Genomic DNA, 18,310 nt, shown 5'->3' with positions numbered 1-18,310 from the left:
TATAATATGCGCTAAAACATTCTGTGCTTTTTGGAGTTTTATTTTAAAGATAATGGTAAACTCCATCACTTTATTTTAAATAAATTATGCAATACATTGAAAAAATACAGGCACATCTAGGCGCAGAAGCGAGTTATTTGTTAGAATTTGATCAACCCGCAGTTTCCAAAACAATGCTTCATCTTCCACAAGCAGCATTTATTGACCAAGTATATAGTTCGAGTGACCGTAGCCCACAGGTCTTGCGGAGTTTGGGGCAACTTTTTGGAACGGGACGGTTAGCCAATACCGGGTATCTTTCGATATTGCCTGTAGATCAGGGAATCGAACACAGTGCAGGAGCTTCTTTTGCGCCAAATCCTCAGTATTTTGATCCGGAAAATATTGTCAAGCTAGCTTTGGAAGGAAATTGCAATGCCGTGGCGTCTACCTTTGGGGCTTTAGGAGCAGTTGCCCGAAAGTATGCACACAAGATTCCGTTTCTGGTTAAAATCAATCATAATGAACTATTGACCTATCCTAATCGAGCCGACCAGATCCTGTACGGAACAATTCGCGAAGCCTGGAATATGGGGGCAGTTGCGGTAGGGGCGACCATCTATTTTGGATCTGAGGAATCAGACCGTCAGATTATCGAAGTAGCAAAAGCATTTGAAGAAGCACATTCTTTGGGGATGGCGACGGTATTATGGTGTTATCTGCGCAACTCGGCCTTTAAAGTAGGTGATAAAGATTATCATTTAGCAGCGGATCTTACCGGACAGGCCAATCATTTGGGCGTAACGATCAAAGCGGATATCATTAAGCAAAAACTACCCGAATTAAACGGAGGCTTTAAAGCATTAAATATGGGGAAAAGTAGTTATGGAAAGCTGGATGAACGCATGTATACACAGCTTTCTTCCGATCACCCTATTGATTTATGCCGCTACCAGGTGCTTAATTGCTTTGCCGGTCGGGCTGGCTTGATCAATTCTGGTGGAGCTTCGGGACAGAATGATATCCAGGAAGCTGTAAAAACTGCGGTTATCAACAAGCGTGCAGGTGGCACAGGGTTGATATCTGGCCGTAAGGCTTTCCAAAAGCCAATGAATGAAGGTGTCGCATTATTACATGCCATTCAGGATGTTTATTTATGCGATGAGGTAAACATTGCTTAGCAAATGCGCATCACATGAGTTCATCAGGTTGAATCTCAGCACAGGGCTTTGAATATAGATCGAATTATAGAGCGTATCGATTAGGCGTCTAATGGATACGCTCTTTCTATGAATTATGGGGTGTAAATATCGGTTCCATGGAAGATTGGTCTTCCATGGGCTGATGGATGTTAGCCGGTGCGGTGTAATGAAAATAGAGCGCCGTAAAGTAGTCAAAAAGCCTTTTTGATGGTGGTTTAGGAATAAAATTGCTTGTAAATAAAGGCAAATTTATCTAAGTTTGTTCACTATTTTAAATAACACATTTATATTATGTTGCAATTGAATTATATCCGTGAGAACAGGGATACGGTAATCGAAAGATTGGCTGTCAAGCATTTCAAGGAAATTGGATTGGTCGACGAAATCATCAGTTTAGATGAAGATCGTCGTAAGATCCAATCGGAATCTGACGCACTTTCGGCAGAGGCTAATGCGGCAGCAAAACAGATTGGAGATCTGATGCGCCAAGGTAAAAAAGAAGAAGCTGAAACCGTTAAATCCAAATCTTCGGGATATAAGGAGCAAGTGAAGCAACTTTTGGATCAATTGGGAACAATTGAAGCAGAATTGAATGAGAAGATCGTACAATTACCTAATTTACCGCATCAATCTGTTCCAGCAGGTGTAAGTGCTGAGGACAATGAAGTTGTTTTGAGCCATGGCGAAATCCCGGCTTTGTCGGAGGATGCATTGCCGCATTGGGAATTGTTGAACAAATATGATATTGTTGATTTAGAGCTTGGCGTAAAAGTTGCCGGTGCAGGTTTTCCTATCTATAAAGGCAAAGGCGCTAAATTGCAACGGGCATTGATCAATTTCTTTTTGGATCAGGCAGCAGAAGAAGGATACGAAGAAGTACAGGTGCCTATCTTGGTCAATGAAGATTCTGCATTTGCTACGGGACAATTACCGGATAAAGAAGGACAGATGTACTATGTGGGTAACGACAATCTGTATTTGATCCCTACAGCTGAAGTTCCGGTCACCAACATTTATAGAGACGAGATTGTGAAAGAAGGACAGTTTCCGATCAAACATTGTGCTTATACACCATGTTTCCGTCGTGAAGCAGGTTCATACGGGGCACATGTACGTGGATTAAACCGGTTGCACCAATTTGATAAAGTGGAGACGGTGCAGCTTGTACATCCTGAAAAGTCCTATGAAGTGCTGGAAGAAATGAGTTTATACGTACAAGGACTGTTGCAGAAATTAGAGCTGCCTTACCGTGTACTGCGCCTTTGCGGTGGAGATATGAGTTTTACTTCTGCATTGACCTATGACATGGAAGTGTATAGTTCTGCTCAGAAACGTTGGTTAGAGGTATCTTCCGTTTCCAATTTTGAAACTTATCAAGCGAATCGTTTGAAAGTCCGTTTTAAAAATGCTGATGGCAAGATGCAACTGGCACATACCTTGAACGGTTCGGCATTAGCTTTACCACGTATTGTCGCAGCGATATTGGAGAATAATCAAACGGAAAAAGGAATTAAGATTCCAGCAGTTTTGGTTCCGTACACTAAATTTGAGTATATCGATTAAATATCAATAAATAAGTCGTCTTTAGACTTATTTAATCTCAATATGAAAGACGCTCAGCCTGAGATGGTCGAGCGTCTTTTTTTTGTTATAATTCGATTTTAAAGTGTTTAGAATCATTATAAATTGCATGGGCTGTTAATACAAAAAAATAGGAGATTAACATGTTAACGTTTTCTTATAACATTGTTAATGTTTTGTTAATTATGGTTCATTCCGTATAAAATTCTGTTTGAAAATTGTTTGATGAGTTTTTATTCTAAAATGATTCTTTTGTAACAATTTGTAAAATTGTGAACTTATTATTGCGGTATTTTCTGCTTTCTGGAGATTATGTTAAAAAACTTGTAAAAGCAACTTTGGCTTTCTATATTTGACACCGCTAATAAAAATCGCACTAACTATTATTTACTGTAAATGCTGAAAAGAGCAAATTTTACAGCTGGATATTTATCTAAGGACTGACCCTGCATCTACCTGGGGCCCGCTTTTCCAAAAATATTTTCAACTGTTACTGAATAAACTGCAATAGCATGTTATGTTTTTTGCTGTTTATTGTCTAAGCAATTTATGTTTAGACGGTTATGATAACGGATATAATTTGTATCAATATATAGGATTAGAAAAAATAATAAAATTAACTAACTAAAACATGAAACAAACATTACTAAGTTTTCTTGTTGGCGGTATGATTCTGACTTCGGTTGCATTCGCTCAAGAAAAAAAGATTAGTGGTCGTGTTACATCTGCTGACGGTAAAGCAATACCAGGGGTGACAGTAGTTGTACAAGGAACTAATCAAGCTACACAGACTGATACTGATGGTAATTATTCATTGAATGTACCGGCAGGTAAGGTTGTCGTATTCCGTTCCGTTGGTTTTGATGATAAAACTATTATTGTTAATAACAATAGTACTGTATTCAATGTCTCTTTGGTAAATCATGACAATGCTTTGGAAGAGGTTGTTGTTGTTGGATACGGCAGTACGACAAAAGAATCATTTACAGGGTCTGCCAAGAAGATCAATGCGGAGAATATTGATAAAAAAAATGTATCTAACGTTTCTCAAGCTTTAGCTGGTGAAGTGGCGGGACTTCAAGTAACCAATTCTTCAGGTCAGCCCGGAACTACTGCAACGGTACGTGTACGGGGATACGGATCGGTGAATGGTAGTCGTGATCCTTTGTACGTTGTTGATGGAGTGCCATTCTCCGGAAATTTAACTTCAATAAATAATGCTGATATTGCTAATATTACCGTTTTAAAAGATGCGGCAGCGACGGCGATTTACGGGTCTCGTGGGGCGAATGGTGTTATTATCGTAACTACAAAAAATGGTAAAGGAAAAAAATCTTTTGTAGAAGCAGATGTTAACTATGGTGTGAATATGTCTCTGCTTCCTCGTTATGATGTAATCAAGAGCCCTGAACAATATGTTGCTCTAGGTTGGGAAGGTATATATAATTACGGGAAATTATCCGGCTATACAGATGATCAAGCTATTACAGTAGCAAATAATAATTTGTTTAAAAGCAAAGGTATTGGATTAGATCCGTCAAATAACATTTGGAATACAACTAATGTTTCCGAAATGATCGATCCTGAAACTCGTACTTTTAAATCGGACGTAACACGCAAATGGAATCCTGAAAATTGGGAAGATGAAGCATTCCAAAGTTCTTCTCGTTTAGATGCTAATGTTAAATTTGGCGGAGGAACAGATAAATCTGATTATTTTACCTCTTTTGGTTATTTGAAAGACAAAGGTTATTCTGTTAATTCCGATTTTGAGCGCTTTTCAGGGCGTCTAAACTTGAATCAAAAAGTAACAAGTTGGTTAAACGCCGGGGTTAATCTAAATTTTGCTCGGACAACCCGTAATAATAATGGTCAAACAAGTGATTCGGGATCAATTTTTTGGTTCGTTGATAATATGCCTTCTATATATCCTTTATTTCAAAGAGATGCTGATGGTAATAAGATAGCTGATGATATTTATGGCGGTTATGTTTATGATTATGGTAATACTAACAGTCGCCGTTTTGGATCTTTAACAAATGCTATCGCAGATGCAACATATGATATCAATAGACATGAGCGGAATGAAATTTCAGGTCGTGGTTATTTGAATTTTAACATTGCTAAAGGACTGACTTTTGAGAATACATTGGGTATGGAGTATTATAATAATGTATTGACAGAAAGAGGAAATAAATATTATGGATCTTCCGCTTCACAAGGAGGTTCTTTGTATCGTCAAACTACTGAGCTTAAGAATTTAAATTTATTAAACTTATTACGTTATAAGACTTCTTTTGAAGGGGGACATAATTTAGAGGCTCTAGTTGCTCATGAGATTACAGATTATTCTCAACACATTGGTACTGTGTCAGGATACAATTTGGTTGATAATGATATTTTGGAATTTAACAATGTCGCAGTATCAAATCCCGTAAAATCATATGTTAATGATTATACGTTAGAAAGTTTCTTCGGGCAGGTTAACTATGACTATTCACGCAAATACTATTTATCTGGAACAATACGTAGAGATGGTTCCTCACGTTTCCTTAAAGATAAATGGGGGACTTTCGGATCGGTTGGAGCTGGTTGGATTGTGAGTAACGAAGACTTTTTGTCAGGAAATTCAACACTTCCTTATTTAAAGCTAAAAGCATCTTATGGTATTCTTGGTGATCAAGCCGGTGTTGGCTACTATCCGGGATATGATTTGTATGATGTTCAAAATGTCACAGATGAGGCGGCGACAATCTTTGATACAAAAGGAAATCCGGATTTAACGTGGGAGACTTCGAAAATGTTCCAAGTTGGTGTTGAATTTGATTTGGGTAAATATGTGACGGGTAGTGTCGAATATTATGTAAAGAATACATCAGATCTAATCTTTAATAAAAGATATGGTACTTCTACAGGATATGCTTTTATCAAGGTGAATGATGGAAACCTAAGAAATCAGGGACTTGAGTTTGATTTAACTGGTCATTTGTGGAAGGGTACAAAAGGATTTGTTGATTTAAGTGTAAATGGTGAAACTTTTACGAACAAAATTACCAAAATGCCGCTGGATCCTACAACGAATTTGCCGAAAGAGCTTGATGTTCAAGCCCCTTATGCATGGGCAAAAGATCATTCTATATTTGATTATTATATGGTTGATTTTGCGGGAGTTGATCCAGCAGATGGAGCAAGCACTTGGAAAGTCTTTTATACTGATAATAACAATAATGGTCAATTTGATTCAGGGGAGCAAATAGCGTCACTTTCTCAATTTAGTAATCCAGATAATACGGAAGTCAAAGAAAGCACAACGAAAACTTATGCCGAGGCTACACAGTATTTTATTGGTAAATCATCGTTGCCGAAGTTGAGAGGAGCATTTACGCTTAGAGCGGGGTACGCCAATTTTGATTTTGCAGCACAATTTGTTTATCGTTTAGGTGGTTATGCGTACGACTATGCGTATGCGGGATTGATGGGGAATGGTTACTTAGGATCCAATAATTGGTCTACCGATATTCTAAAGAGATGGCAGAAAGAAGGTGATATTACCGATGTTCCTCGTATATCTAATAATCACAAGCTTGATCCGAATGTTAATTCACGTTCCACTCGTTTCTTGACAAAAGCAAATTATTTGAGTTTAAATAATGTAAGATTAGGTTACACTTTCAAGCAAGCTTTTGTTGAGAAGGCAGGTTTAAGCAATTTAAATCTCTGGGTATCGGGCGACAACTTATGGTTGGGATCAGCTCGGAAAGGGTTTAATCCGTCAGCTTCGGAGAATGGTAATACAGATACTTATAGTTATTCTCCTTTATCTACTGTCTCTGTTGGTTTACGCGCTAAATTTTAATGAAAATGACTAAGAAAAAATTATTATATATCGTTTTGGCTGCGACTTCATTGTCATTTAGCAGCTGTAAAAAAGATTTTTTGGAAACAACTCCTACGGAGAAGTTGACTCCTGAGCAAACATCAACAGAATCCTTGATCAGAGGACTTTATGCACAGATGTATCAAACGGAGACAGGTGGGACGACAGGGCACGATGACTTTGGTCAGAAAGGATATGATATTTATATGGATATGCTCTGTGGAGATATGGTATTGGAAGGAGTGAACTATGGTTGGTATCAGACTATAGCTAACCTTACCGCGCCAATCAATTATACGTTAAACCCAAATTATATTCCATGGCGTTATTATTATGGTTTAATCTATTCTTCAAATAGCGTCATTGATAAATTGGGCGGTAATGATGTTGTTCCTGAGTCCAATAGTGACAAATATTATTATGCACAGGCAAAAGCAATCCGTGCGAATTCATATTTCTATTTGGCTAATTTATATTCGAAGGATCTGTATGGTACAGGATCAGAAAAGATATTGCCGATCTATACTTCTTCCTCACAGATCAATCAGCCAAAAGCAACGTCTAAAGAAATCTTTGATCTCATTATTGCTGATTTGACTCAAGCTGTCGATCTTTTGAACGGTTATTCCCGTACAACAAAAGGGCAGATTGATCAAGATGTAGCCAAAGGGATGTTAGCTTATGCTTATGCTGCAAGACAAGCTGGCGGAGATTGGCAAAAAGTTGCTGATTTAACTTCGTCGCTTATGAACAGTTCATACCCATTGACAAGTTACGAACAAGTCTCAGGTCAATTGTCTATTGATAAATCGGTCGCGAATCCTATAGCCGATTATTCGCAATGGAACTATAAGGCCAACAGCAGCGCTGCAGGTTTCAATAACTTGGAAACTTCAAGCTGGATGTGGGGAGCCGATATTCAAACTTCTACTAATCTTGATTTGGTGTCGTGGTGGGGACAGGTGGACCTTTTCACATATAGCTATGCTTGGGCGGGAGATCCTAAAGGCATAGATGCGGGACTTTATGAAAAAATTAATTCTAAAGATGTTCGTAAAACCCAGTTTATACCAGAAGCAGATTATTTACCGTTGGGTAAGTTTTTCGCTCCGGATCTTGTCGTAGGTGGACAAAGGACTATCACTACTGATTATTTGTATATGCGTGTTGATGAGTTTTATCTTTTAAATGCAGAGGCTAATGCGCATTTAGGTAATACGACTCAAGCACAGGAAAGTCTGAAAAAACTGTTAGCATTACGATTCAAGGATGCATCAGCATATAGTTACGTCAATAATTTGTCTTCACAATCTTTGCTTGATGAGATTTATTTACAGACTCGTGTAGAGCTGTGGGGTGAAGGAAAATCATATTTGGCGATGAAACGTAACAAAGCTACTATTACAAGGGGAGAAAATCATTTGTTTGATGCGGGAACCCAGTTCCCATATAACTCAGATAAACTGACAATGGATATTCCTCAAGCTGAAGTAATCAACAATCCCAATTTGAATAACTAAGTCAAATTATTTTTAGAAAGCTTAATATCTACAATGGTCGGAAGAAATTCCGACCATTTTTTGTAAGTTTAGCCTGAACTTATTTCATCAAATTTACGGATTAGATACCGTACTTTGCTTCAGCAGTGGAAATTCTTAGGTAAAGTCCGCCAAGAAAAACTTACAAATGGTAAGTATATTTTATTGTTACAATCTTACATACATTATTCGGGTACAATCACTTTTCTCTTTTGGATATGCTTTGGCAAAAGGATACCTATTTTCGCAAAGATCTTGCATGAGAGTCAGCGTGCGGCGTGCGGGTAGCTACAGTTTTCCCATACGACGCGTGGTGGTTGATCGTGGTTACGTGGATTATAGCTGGCTTTGGGATATTTGGACAGCACTGGCTGTTACTTCGTTATCAGGAGTAAAACAGGCATGAAGTAGAAGGTTATCAAATCATATCAGAGTGGAGCACTCCTGGAAAAGGAAATGATTAAAGATGAGCTCATTGACCTTGCTGGTCCTGCCTGCAATAAATACAACGGCAAACTGCTTCGTCTGGTTTACTTTTGAGACAGCAGCACGGGCGATGAGTACCAATTTTTAACCAATAATACCGGCTGGAAGTCTTCTTTTGTGGCAAACATCAATAACAACGCTGGCATATCGAAGTATTCTTCAAGCATCTAAAGCAATGCTTAAAAGTATCGACATTCATAGGGACATCTGAAAATGCAGTGATGATACAAATCTGGACTTCACTGATCGGCACATTACTGTTAAAATACCTCCAAAAAAAGGCCAAATATGATTGGAATCTCTCCAATCCGGTAGCATTCATAACAATGAATTCTTCGTAAAGATAAACACCTGGAAATGGGTAGATGATCCGTTGATCAGGAATCCGGTCAAAGGAAAAAATGGACAGCTGTATATCTTCACGGAATGAAAAGTAGCGTAAAAATTCAAATGAGGAAAAAATCTATATTAGGAACCCAGAAACAGCCTCCTAAAATTTATTTAGGAAATAAGTGTTAAAATAGATTGTATTGCAGGGTCAACGCATAAAACAGGTTTAAAATCAGTTCAGTTTTCACAAAATGTTGATTACGTGTTGGCAAAAAGACTAAAGTCTTGACAGCTCCAGGAGGTATCTTTGCTGTTGATATGGCAGAGACAAAAACATCACTACACGAGTATTTCGAGCGTTTTCCGGACTACCGGGTCAACTGGAACAAGAGACATCTATTGGTCGACATCATCATCCTTTCCATCCTAGCGGTACTCTGTGGGGCAGAATCCTGGGATGCGATAGAATCCTACGGTAAGACCAAGCACGGTTTTTTGAAAAATTTCCTAAAACTGTCCAACGGTATCCCATCCCACGACACGATCAACCGGTTTTTCAGCAACCTTCGCCCCAAACTGTTCGAAAAGATGTTTGTGGAATGGGTCTCAGGGCTGAAGAATGCGGAGATCAACAAAAAGGTCAATAAGCATAGAGGGCAAGACCATAAAGGGTTCAAAAGACAGTTTCCATGGACAGTCAGCCATTCATATGGTTAGTGCCTGGGCTGCTGAAAACGAGCTGGTGCTGGGGCCGCTCAAAGTCCAGGACAAGAGCAACGAGATTACCGCTATTCCGCTTTTGCTGGATATGCTGGACATTCAGGGTAGCATCGTTACTATAGACGCCATGGGGACACAGACCGATATTGCTACAAAGATCGTGGAGAACGGGGCGGATTATATCCTGTCGGTCAAGGGAAACTAGCAGGAACTGCTGGATCAGATTACCGAAAGGTTTGAAAAACAAGCACCTGAATCCACCGATACGACCATCGAGAAGGGGCATGGACGTATCGAAAAACGCAGGTGGGAAGTGATTACCAACCTGACTTTCATAGATAATAGCATTTTCTGGACTGGGATACAGTCTGTGGTACGGATAACATCCACTCGAGAACTAAAGGATAAAAAAACAACAGAGACGCGATATTATATCAGCAGCCTGCTGGAAGATGCAACTCGCCTGAACACCTATATCCGTCAGCATTGGGGAGTAGAAAATAAACTGCACTGGTCGCTCGACATGATCTTCAATGAGGACAGGCAAAGAAAGAGAACCAAGAATGCCGCCGATAACTTTTCCTATATCCGAAAGATAGGACTGAACTTGCTGAAGAAAGATACATCAAATGGGTCGATGGTCACCAAAAGGCTAAAGGCAGGATGGGACGATAAATTCTTAATCAGCCTGTTTAGCCAAATTTAAATGCGTTGACCCTGCTGTATCTACCTCGAATTCGTGGTAATTAAAATCGGAGTTATAATTTAGGGAATTATAATTTTTGTAACACTTGCGATTAGAAAAAAGAGAAGTTATCGGGCTAATTAAGCCAGATTAGTTGTTTAACACGGACAGCTGGCGTTGAGAATATAAGGAATTATCCTCTTATTTTGTAACCAGGAATATAGAGTGGTTCCACTTTCTCGAGGTCTTTAGACATACCTTTAAATCTGTTCTTGTCAGAAGTTACGGCATGCGTAGTCTTCGGAACTCTGTGAGTTACCTTAACTTCGTGCTTAGTTTGTTTCTGCAAAGATGTCTTCATATCGCTTTACTATTTCCTTGATACTTTTGTTTAAAATATTAGGTATTACAAATATAACTGAATTTTTCCGATTTCCGAAAACATTATATTTGTTTTGAAATGAACGTCTTAGGATTTCAATGTAGGTACGGTATCGCTTATTATTATCATTGGTATCTTCCTTTATTAGATTCGCTGCCAAGAATCCCCATATTCTTAAATTATAGTTGTTCTGAAATAGTACCATAATATCCATCAGTGTTCCTCCAATTTTACCAAAAGAATTTTGTTTTGTTAACATACGATAACGGAGGTCTTTTACCGTATCTAGCGTAGATATTTTGGGTGTTAAACTAATCTTAGGGTAGTAATCCATAGTGAGCAAACCTTCTGCGTATTCTTTAACGCTTACAATATATTTTATACAACCCTTTTTATTGTGAAGATAAAACTTAAAAATGTATTCACGTACAAAAGACTCGTTATTGCCGAACTTGTTCTTGTGTACCTGTACAAGTTTATAAGGTAAGGTGGTGTCAAACATAGCTTTATTGTTAATATGTTAATATTGGCTTTGTTTTTTATTTCAGAGTATTTGGTTTATAATTGGCTGTTTTTTTATTAAAATGCGAGCAACAAATAGGGGCGTCGCCCGCACCTAAAGGGCAAAGTTACTTTTGCACCAGTAATTCAGTTATATGCTTATTCATCGAAGTAACATTGTCAATTAATAACAAAATTGCTTCACTTTGCTTTTCATCAGTAGATTTATATGTGTGAAAATTACTGTTAATCGGTGAGCTGTAAACATTCTCGAAGTGATTTACACTTGATGAAGATGACAGTAAAGAAATAAAATCGGTTTTAAATAAAACAGAGGATTTCTTAACAATCTCTGGTGTTATTACAGCTTCGCCTTTTTCGATTTCAACAATATCAGCTTCTTTTAAGTTCAATCTATCAGCTGCTTCCAAAGCGGATAACCCGTTAATTTCACGATGAACTTGAAATAGTACTCCAAATTTGTTTTTGTCTAGTTCTTGTAATATGTTGTCATTTGCCATAAATGTCGATTTAAATATCTTCTAATTATTAGATTTGTCATTAAGTAAGTGAATGATGTTCTTCTTCATCTCAATTACATTTTCAATTAAAGCCAAAATAGCCTCATTTTGTTTCTCATTAGTGGATTGATAGGTGTGAAATGTGCTTAAAATAGGCGAATTATGAATATTATCAAAATAGTTCACGTCGTTTGAAGACAATAGGAGTAGAGGATCTATCTTAAATATCTCTGATATCTTCTTAACAAAATCAATGGTGATTTTTGTTTCCCCACGTTCATATTTGGTATAAGCGGCTTCCTTGATACCAAGTTGTTCGGCTACATCAAACGCTTTAAGACCTGCAATTTTTCGTTGAATATAAATTTTATGTCCTATTTTTTTGTTATCCAATTCTAAAAATGGATGTTTGTCTTCATTTGCCATAAGCTACAAATCTACTCATTCTGAATTATTGAAGTTTAATTGGGAAGTAGTTTTAACTACTTTTTATGTAGGTAAATATACTAAAAAAAATAGTAAAAAAACTGTTTGCTTATATTAAACACATTTTATAAGTTAGTTTTAGCTGTAATTAAAAATAGATGAGCAAAGGGGATGCTAAAGCATTAGGATTGGTTAAATTGTAATTATCGTCTTCTGAGGTTTTCTAGAAGTTCATTATATTTTTCCAATAGTTCAAAATATTTTTCTTTCCATGTGTCTCTCTCCTTGAGTAATTTTGATTCCTCCAGACTGCTTGTGCCTGGTTTCGAAAGATTATTCTTTTCAATCCATTTTTCAAATTCAGGTATTTCTTTGGCAAAATTATAGTCCATTGCCTTTGCATACTTATAGAGAATTGAGAACGGCAAATCTTTCTGCGATTTGTGTTTGTAATATGTTGATTGAGAACCATAACCAGCCAATTCTATAATTTCGACTTTTGGCAATGGATGATTTGTCGCAACAATATCTAAGATTTTTCCTATGTGTTTTCCGCTCATTGTACTGTAGTTTTCCACTCATGAAGAATGGAACAAACGAATATACCCAACATAAAAAACTATATGAATACTGAAAAATACGTCATTTAATTTTGATATTACGTCGTTATACATTATATTTGTATCATTGTACTGAATTATTAAAGATTGCGAGCTATTTGCTCTCTATTTTGCATTTAATTTAAAGAGTCTCGTCAACAGAAACTAGCACTTTTTGAACCGAAACGAGACGACAGGAGTACACCTTGCCCATAAAGAACCTTGTAAATATTGTATATTTGCACTTCTTCAGGGCTGGTTTCCTGTTGGACGTTGTTTCGGGGCCTGTGCTAGTGCCTTGTTGATACTGAAAGCAGGAACCACCCTGTTGATGTTTTGGGACTCGTTTAACCAATAAAACGAGTATGAAAAAACAGCTGTACAAAAATTTAGTCCGTTCTCCAGAGTAGCTCTCGAGGCGAAAAGTCCATAGGACTTTTTTAATCGTAAAGTGCGTGACGACCCTACTATATACCTTGGAAACTAACCATTCAAACGCCCTTCGATTTTTTATTAACCTTATTATTTATTTGTGACCTAAGCAAGGCTTAGGAGCAAAGGAGATGCGTTTGTAAGTATCAGAATAGGAGCCTAATCCAAGCAGGTCACAGCCCATTAACACCTTTAAAAATGACTCATTTTTACAAGGGTGGGAGTGAACTGCCTATTGTTAAGGATTTCTCCCACTTAAACCAAGTTAAATCGGAAAAAAACAAGATTCAATTCTCTGATTTACCCACCAATTTTCATATGCACTTTATCAGCATATTTCAAGTATTGATTAAGTACTACTTAAGCACAGATATAGTACTATTGACGCAACTGTTGCGTAAGAAAATTGGACAAGGAAAAACGTACTTTAAAGGTACGTCGGTCCTGCTAAAAAAGCGTTGTAAGATTAGCACTCAAAACCTAATAAAAGAAGCAGATTCTTCGGGCAGCCTTCGGCTTTTGTTTGAGGATCGTTCGACACTGCGTCGTACCAACGTCGCCTCTTCTTCGGGAACGCTTCGACTGTTGTTCGACTGCGCTTCGGGTAGTAGTCGAACAACAGTCGAAGCACTGCCGAAGCTGAGCCGAAGAAGTGCCAAGCCTGTCTCGAATATGTCCCGAAGAAGCCTCGAAGCTGAGCCGAAGGCCAGCCGAAGAGGGGAAGAGGTATCACCTTCTACTGTCTTTTGCCTAACCAACTTCGCCCCAGCTTCTGCCTTTCATGCTATTGGCATCGAGTTTTCATCGGGATTTCATCGGGCCACACCGATCAAAACCGGATGCCGACCCGATGAAAATCCGATGAAACGTAGAAATTCGGTAGTTATTGGTTATTTAACGGTTGACTATACGTTCGCACAAGAAACACACAAGCTTGACTATAGCGCGACCCTAGGTTCACCCTTGCTAAGCCCTTGTTATACACAAGGACAACTAAACGATTGCACAAGTCCCACCCAACAAAAGCAAGCTTTTCAGCAGGTGGGAGAGTCTAGATTGACTTATGGAGTAGAATCTGAACGATCTGTTTTAAGGTTCTTTAAGTCAATCTGTAAGGCTTTATTGTTTCGAGCTAACACTTTGCTTGGATTACTAGGTCCAGTTGTTCAGCGGGCTTTAAAATGGCTTTTATTCGTTGCGGATTATAAGCGTGCCTATCGCATGATTATGACATGCTTGTGTTTATGTTTTGTTTCTATGTTTAGTTTATCAGCTCAGACGCCCCGCAAGGACAGCGGGGCCGATGGGCTGGATAAAATAAAAGGGCTCCAGGTTGGTGATAGGTTACCGGATAAATTTTGGTCTACTTCGTATCTCGGACTTAAAGATGGTAATACTGCTGAATTTAACTTTCATCAATCAAAAGGAAAATTTATCCTACTGGATTTTTGGGCGACCTGGTGTACCGTCTGTGTTAAGGGATTCCCAAAAATTGACAGCTTGCATCGAGCCTTGAAAGACAATATAGCCATTGTCCTAGTTAATCAAAAGGGAAATAGGGATACCAAAGAAAGTGTTGCAGCTTTCTTTGAACGCTATCATAATCGTTTTCCCTACGCAATGGATATGCCTCAGATTTATCAAGACACTATATTGAATCAATATTTTCAACATCGAAGCATTCCCCATTATGTCCTTATTTCTCCACAGGGCAGGGTCTTGTCTTTAGGTTCTATTCGTGAATTTAAGGCGATGATAGAAATATTGAATCTTTCTTTTTATAAAAACAGCGCAAAAGCGTTAAAAGAAAGGAGAACAAAATGAAGTATATGCTAAAAGTCTTTTGTTATATTCTTATCCTCCTTCATTTTGCCACAGGCCAAACTCGCGAAAGATTATGGAAAGGTAAGATTCTGAATTCCAGTGGCACACCGCTGGCAAATGTAAATGTGGTTTCGAAAAGTAGCTCTGTGCGCTCGGACAATGCCGGGAAATTTACTGTAAAGGCCGGACTAAATGATTCGATACGCTTTTCCCTGATCGGATACCAGCCGGAAACTATAATAGCTCGCGGAAACGATGATAACCTCGTTGTGGTGCTAAAAGAGCTAACAAATCAATTGGCGGAAGTTGAGATAAGTACAGGCTATCAGAAACTGAAGGTCAACCAGATCAATGGCTCAGTGACGGTACTGAAAAAAGATCTGCTGGAAAAGCAGGTTGGAATGAATATCCTGGATCGCTTAGAAGGGGTAACAAATGGACTTGTTTTCCAAAAAGGAAAAACCAATCTCAATCCACAAAATAAACTCGGGGTCACCGTGCGTGGATATGGTACCATAAACGGTCCACTGGATCCCTTGATCGTACTTGATGAATTTGTCTATGAAGGGGATATCAATAATATCAATCCGAACGATATTGAATCCGTTACAGTCCTGAAAGATGCCGAGGCGACGTCGATCTATGGTGCCCGGGGCGGAAATGGGGTGATTGTCCTGACTACAAAAAGGTCAAAAATGGATGGAAATACACGCCTTGATCTAAATTTCAACACAAGTGTTAAGGAAAAGCCTGATCTTTCTCCATTGGCTATAGTGGGCAATAAGGATTATATTGACCTAGAGGAAATGCTGTTTGCTGCTGGCCAGTTTGATAGCCGACTGAACAGCTGGGATGGGCCACCTGTTTCGCCTATCGTTTATTGGTTGGATAAAAGGCGTAAAAATGAAATCTCGGATGATGCATATCAGTCTCGTAAAGCGTTTTACCTAAAGTCTGATCTGAGGCAGCAGTATCGCAACTATTTTTATAAACCTGCACAGACGCAGCAATTAGGTGTAAATATCTCAGGAGGGCGAGCATCCAATAGCTGGACTCTTGCGCTGGGGCAGGACTGGCAGAAAGATAATTATAGCCAGCCCGCTGTACGTACAACAATTAGACTTGCCAATACGATGACCTTGAACAAATGGTTGACCGTCAATGTGTCAGCATCTTATTCCAATAAAAAAAACAGGAATAGCAATATTCCATCTTATGCTACACTGGCAAGTGTGGGCAACCAGTATGTGGTACCCTATCTGTCTCTGTTTGATGAGCACGGCAGCCCAGCGGCATTTTATGAAAGCTATGGAAAAACAGTGCTGGATACAGTAGGAAAAGGACGGTTATTCGACTGGAATTACTATCCCGTCGAGGATTTTAAATACAATACAGAAACGAATACGATCCAGGAATATATCGCAAATATCGGTATCAGTATTAAGCTTTTTTCTGGCGGTATATTGAAATCCAATTACCAGCGTCAGCGTCAAGATGGACTGATCGATAACCATTATATGAAAGAAAGTTATTTTGTGCGCGATATGGTGAATGCGTTCAGCCAGATCAATGAAACCACAGGAAAGGTAACTTACATCGTACCTTATGGGGATATTTTATGGAAAACAGGCAATAACCAAGAATCTTATGCTTTTAGAAGTCAATTTGATTTTAATAAAAAGGTAGGCCAGCATGCTTTCATTGCGATGGCCGGACTGGAGATACGGCAAACAAAGGCATGGGGCAATAGCATGGTCTATTATGGTTATCGTGAAGATCCGCTATCAATGGTTCCAGTAGATTTTACAACGAGTTATCTCAAGAAACCTTTCGGCAGTTCGGGTACAATAATGGGAACTCCAAATCTGTCTCCAACCAGACTGAATAGATTTGTAAGTGTTTACGGAAATTTTCATTATACCTGGAAAGATCGTTATATGCTCAGTGGAAATATAAGAAGAGATGGCTCGAATATTTATGGCGTAGCGACGAATGACAAATGGAAGCCGCTTTGGTCTTTAGGCGCGGGCTATGTGCTGTCCAAAGAATCGTTTTTCGAGAAACTTCCTTTAAATTATCTAAAGCTTAAAGCAACATTGGGTTATAGTGGTAATGTTGATTTGAGCCGGTCGGCCTTACCGATTAGCGGTTCGGCGACAAATTCAACCATCAATGGTTCGTTGCCTTATGGAAGGATCGGAACAATCAACAACCCTTCTTTGCGCTGGGAAGAAGTGATGCAGCTGAATACGGGACTGGAGTTCGCGCTAAAAGATTTTCCGCTTTCTGGTTCGATAGAATACTATATTAAAAATGGATCCGATCTCTATGGCGAGACTAATTATGATTATACGAGCTGGGGCGCTAGGGGAACGATCATCCAGAATGTAGCGGCAATGAAAGGAAAAGGATTGGATGTACAGCTAAATTATGACCTAAAATCAGGTGTATTGGGATGGCAGTCGTCGCTGATCTATAATTACAATAATAACAAGACAACTGCTTATTACTACCCCAATGACCAAAGTCAGCTCTATCGTATGGTAAATGCTTCTGGCACTCAGATCAATCCGGTTATTGGCTATCCACTGTATGGTCTTGCGGCATTTATCTGGAAAGGCCTTGACGATAACGGAAATCCGCAGGGAGTATGGAATGGGGAAATATCGACGGACTATACTGCAATTAATGAAGGTTCAATAGGAAGTGCGGGGGAGGGTGGTTCAGCCCATTTTATTGGTTCTGCCATACCTGTTCATTATGGTGGCTGGTTGAATACATTTTCCTATAAGAATCTGAGTCTGTCTTTCAATTTGAGTTATCGCATGGGCTATTACTTTCGGAGATCTTCGTTCACTTCAAGTGCTCTTATCAATTATGGAACGGTTCATCCCGATTATTATGATCGTTGGCAGCAAAAAGGAGACCATACCAACGTGCCATCTTTGGAATTTCCATTGACTATGCCCGGGAGGGATGCGTTTTATGGTGCTAGTGAAATCCTTGTTGAAAAGGGCGACCATATCCGACTCCAGTTTATCAACCTGACCTATAATTTGCCTAAAATAAACAGAGGGATCAATAATATACGATTATTTGCCAATGCGGCCAATCTAGGAATTATCTGGCGTGCAAACCGGCGCGGGCTTGATCCAGATAATCCCGAAGCGATTCCTTTGCAGAAAAATTATTCACTTGGCCTTCGTGCCAGCTTTTAACCATTTGCT

Annotated in this window: 12 protein-coding genes and 1 pseudogene; 9 read left to right on the top strand and 4 right to left on the bottom strand. The window is 38.9% G+C overall.

Translation table 11 applies throughout. The features are described 5' to 3' along the window. Positions 1 to 86: 86 nt before the first annotated feature. The 7 genes and pseudogenes from AACH28_RS10445 to AACH28_RS10415 all read left to right on the top strand — a co-directional run bounded on the left by AACH28_RS10445 (position 87) and on the right by AACH28_RS10415 (position 10,419). Complete coding sequence (locus AACH28_RS10445; protein WP_341832916.1) at positions 87 to 1,160, top strand: class I fructose-bisphosphate aldolase; 1,074 nt, start codon at positions 87 to 89, stop codon at positions 1,158 to 1,160. A gap of 312 nt (positions 1,161 to 1,472) precedes the next feature. After that, positions 1,473 to 2,744, top strand: a complete 1,272-nt coding sequence (gene serS / locus AACH28_RS10440) for a serine--tRNA ligase (RefSeq protein ID WP_341832915.1) — start codon at positions 1,473 to 1,475, stop codon at positions 2,742 to 2,744. 649 nt (positions 2,745 to 3,393) lie between these two features. After that, on the top strand, positions 3,394 to 6,618 hold the full coding sequence (locus AACH28_RS10435; protein ID WP_341832914.1) for a SusC/RagA family TonB-linked outer membrane protein: 3,225 nt from the start codon (positions 3,394 to 3,396) through the stop codon (positions 6,616 to 6,618). Positions 6,619 to 6,623: 5 nt separating this feature from the next. After that, entirely contained in the window at positions 6,624 to 8,159 is a 1,536-nt protein-coding gene (locus tag AACH28_RS10430) for a RagB/SusD family nutrient uptake outer membrane protein (RefSeq protein ID WP_341832913.1), read from the top strand. A gap of 166 nt (positions 8,160 to 8,325) precedes the next feature. Beyond that, complete coding sequence (locus tag AACH28_RS10425; RefSeq protein ID WP_341832912.1) at positions 8,326 to 8,583, top strand: hypothetical protein; 258 nt, start codon at positions 8,326 to 8,328, stop codon at positions 8,581 to 8,583. Between the two features lie 695 nt (positions 8,584 to 9,278). Then, on the top strand, positions 9,279 to 9,710 hold the full coding sequence (locus AACH28_RS10420; RefSeq protein WP_341832911.1) for an ISAs1 family transposase: 432 nt from the start codon (positions 9,279 to 9,281) through the stop codon (positions 9,708 to 9,710). Further along, positions 9,613 to 10,419, top strand: a pseudogene (locus AACH28_RS10415) (ISAs1 family transposase). Before AACH28_RS10420 ends, AACH28_RS10415 begins: the two are co-directional and overlap by 98 nt. A 311-nt stretch (positions 10,420 to 10,730) precedes the next feature. Here AACH28_RS10415 and AACH28_RS10410 read toward each other — a convergent pair. The 4 genes from AACH28_RS10410 to AACH28_RS10395 form a co-directional block, all read right to left on the bottom strand. After that, positions 10,731 to 11,282: a hypothetical protein gene (locus AACH28_RS10410; protein WP_341832910.1), complete on the bottom strand. Its 552-nt coding sequence runs from the start codon at positions 11,280 to 11,282 to the stop codon at positions 10,731 to 10,733. A 127-nt stretch (positions 11,283 to 11,409) separates the two neighbouring features. Then, on the bottom strand, positions 11,410 to 11,802 hold the full coding sequence (locus AACH28_RS10405; protein WP_341832909.1) for a hypothetical protein: 393 nt from the start codon (positions 11,800 to 11,802) through the stop codon (positions 11,410 to 11,412). A 21-nt stretch (positions 11,803 to 11,823) separates the two neighbouring features. Next, positions 11,824 to 12,228 carry a helix-turn-helix domain-containing protein gene (locus AACH28_RS10400; protein ID WP_341832908.1) on the bottom strand — a complete coding sequence of 135 codons (405 nt, stop codon included), beginning with the start codon at positions 12,226 to 12,228 and terminating at the stop codon, positions 11,824 to 11,826. A 203-nt stretch (positions 12,229 to 12,431) separates the two neighbouring features. Then, entirely contained in the window at positions 12,432 to 12,788 is a 357-nt protein-coding gene (locus AACH28_RS10395) for a hypothetical protein (protein ID WP_341832907.1), read from the bottom strand. A gap of 669 nt (positions 12,789 to 13,457) precedes the next feature. On the opposite strand from AACH28_RS10395, the gene AACH28_RS10390 reads away from it, so the two are divergent. Then, positions 13,458 to 15,083 (top strand): TlpA disulfide reductase family protein, encoded by a 1,626-nt coding sequence (locus AACH28_RS10390; protein ID WP_341832906.1) that lies wholly within the window; start codon positions 13,458 to 13,460, stop codon positions 15,081 to 15,083. Positions 15,084 to 15,088: 5 nt separating this feature from the next. Further along, positions 15,089 to 18,301 (top strand): SusC/RagA family TonB-linked outer membrane protein, encoded by a 3,213-nt coding sequence (locus AACH28_RS10385; protein WP_341832905.1) that lies wholly within the window; start codon positions 15,089 to 15,091, stop codon positions 18,299 to 18,301. Positions 18,302 to 18,310: the final 9 nt, after the last annotated feature.

The organism is Sphingobacterium thalpophilum (genome assembly GCF_038396785.1).
In the GTDB taxonomy this organism is placed as follows: domain Bacteria; phylum Bacteroidota; class Bacteroidia; order Sphingobacteriales; family Sphingobacteriaceae; genus Sphingobacterium; species Sphingobacterium thalpophilum_A.
Note: the sequence above shows the minus strand (reverse complement) of the source record. Positions and strands in the feature narration are given on the sequence as shown.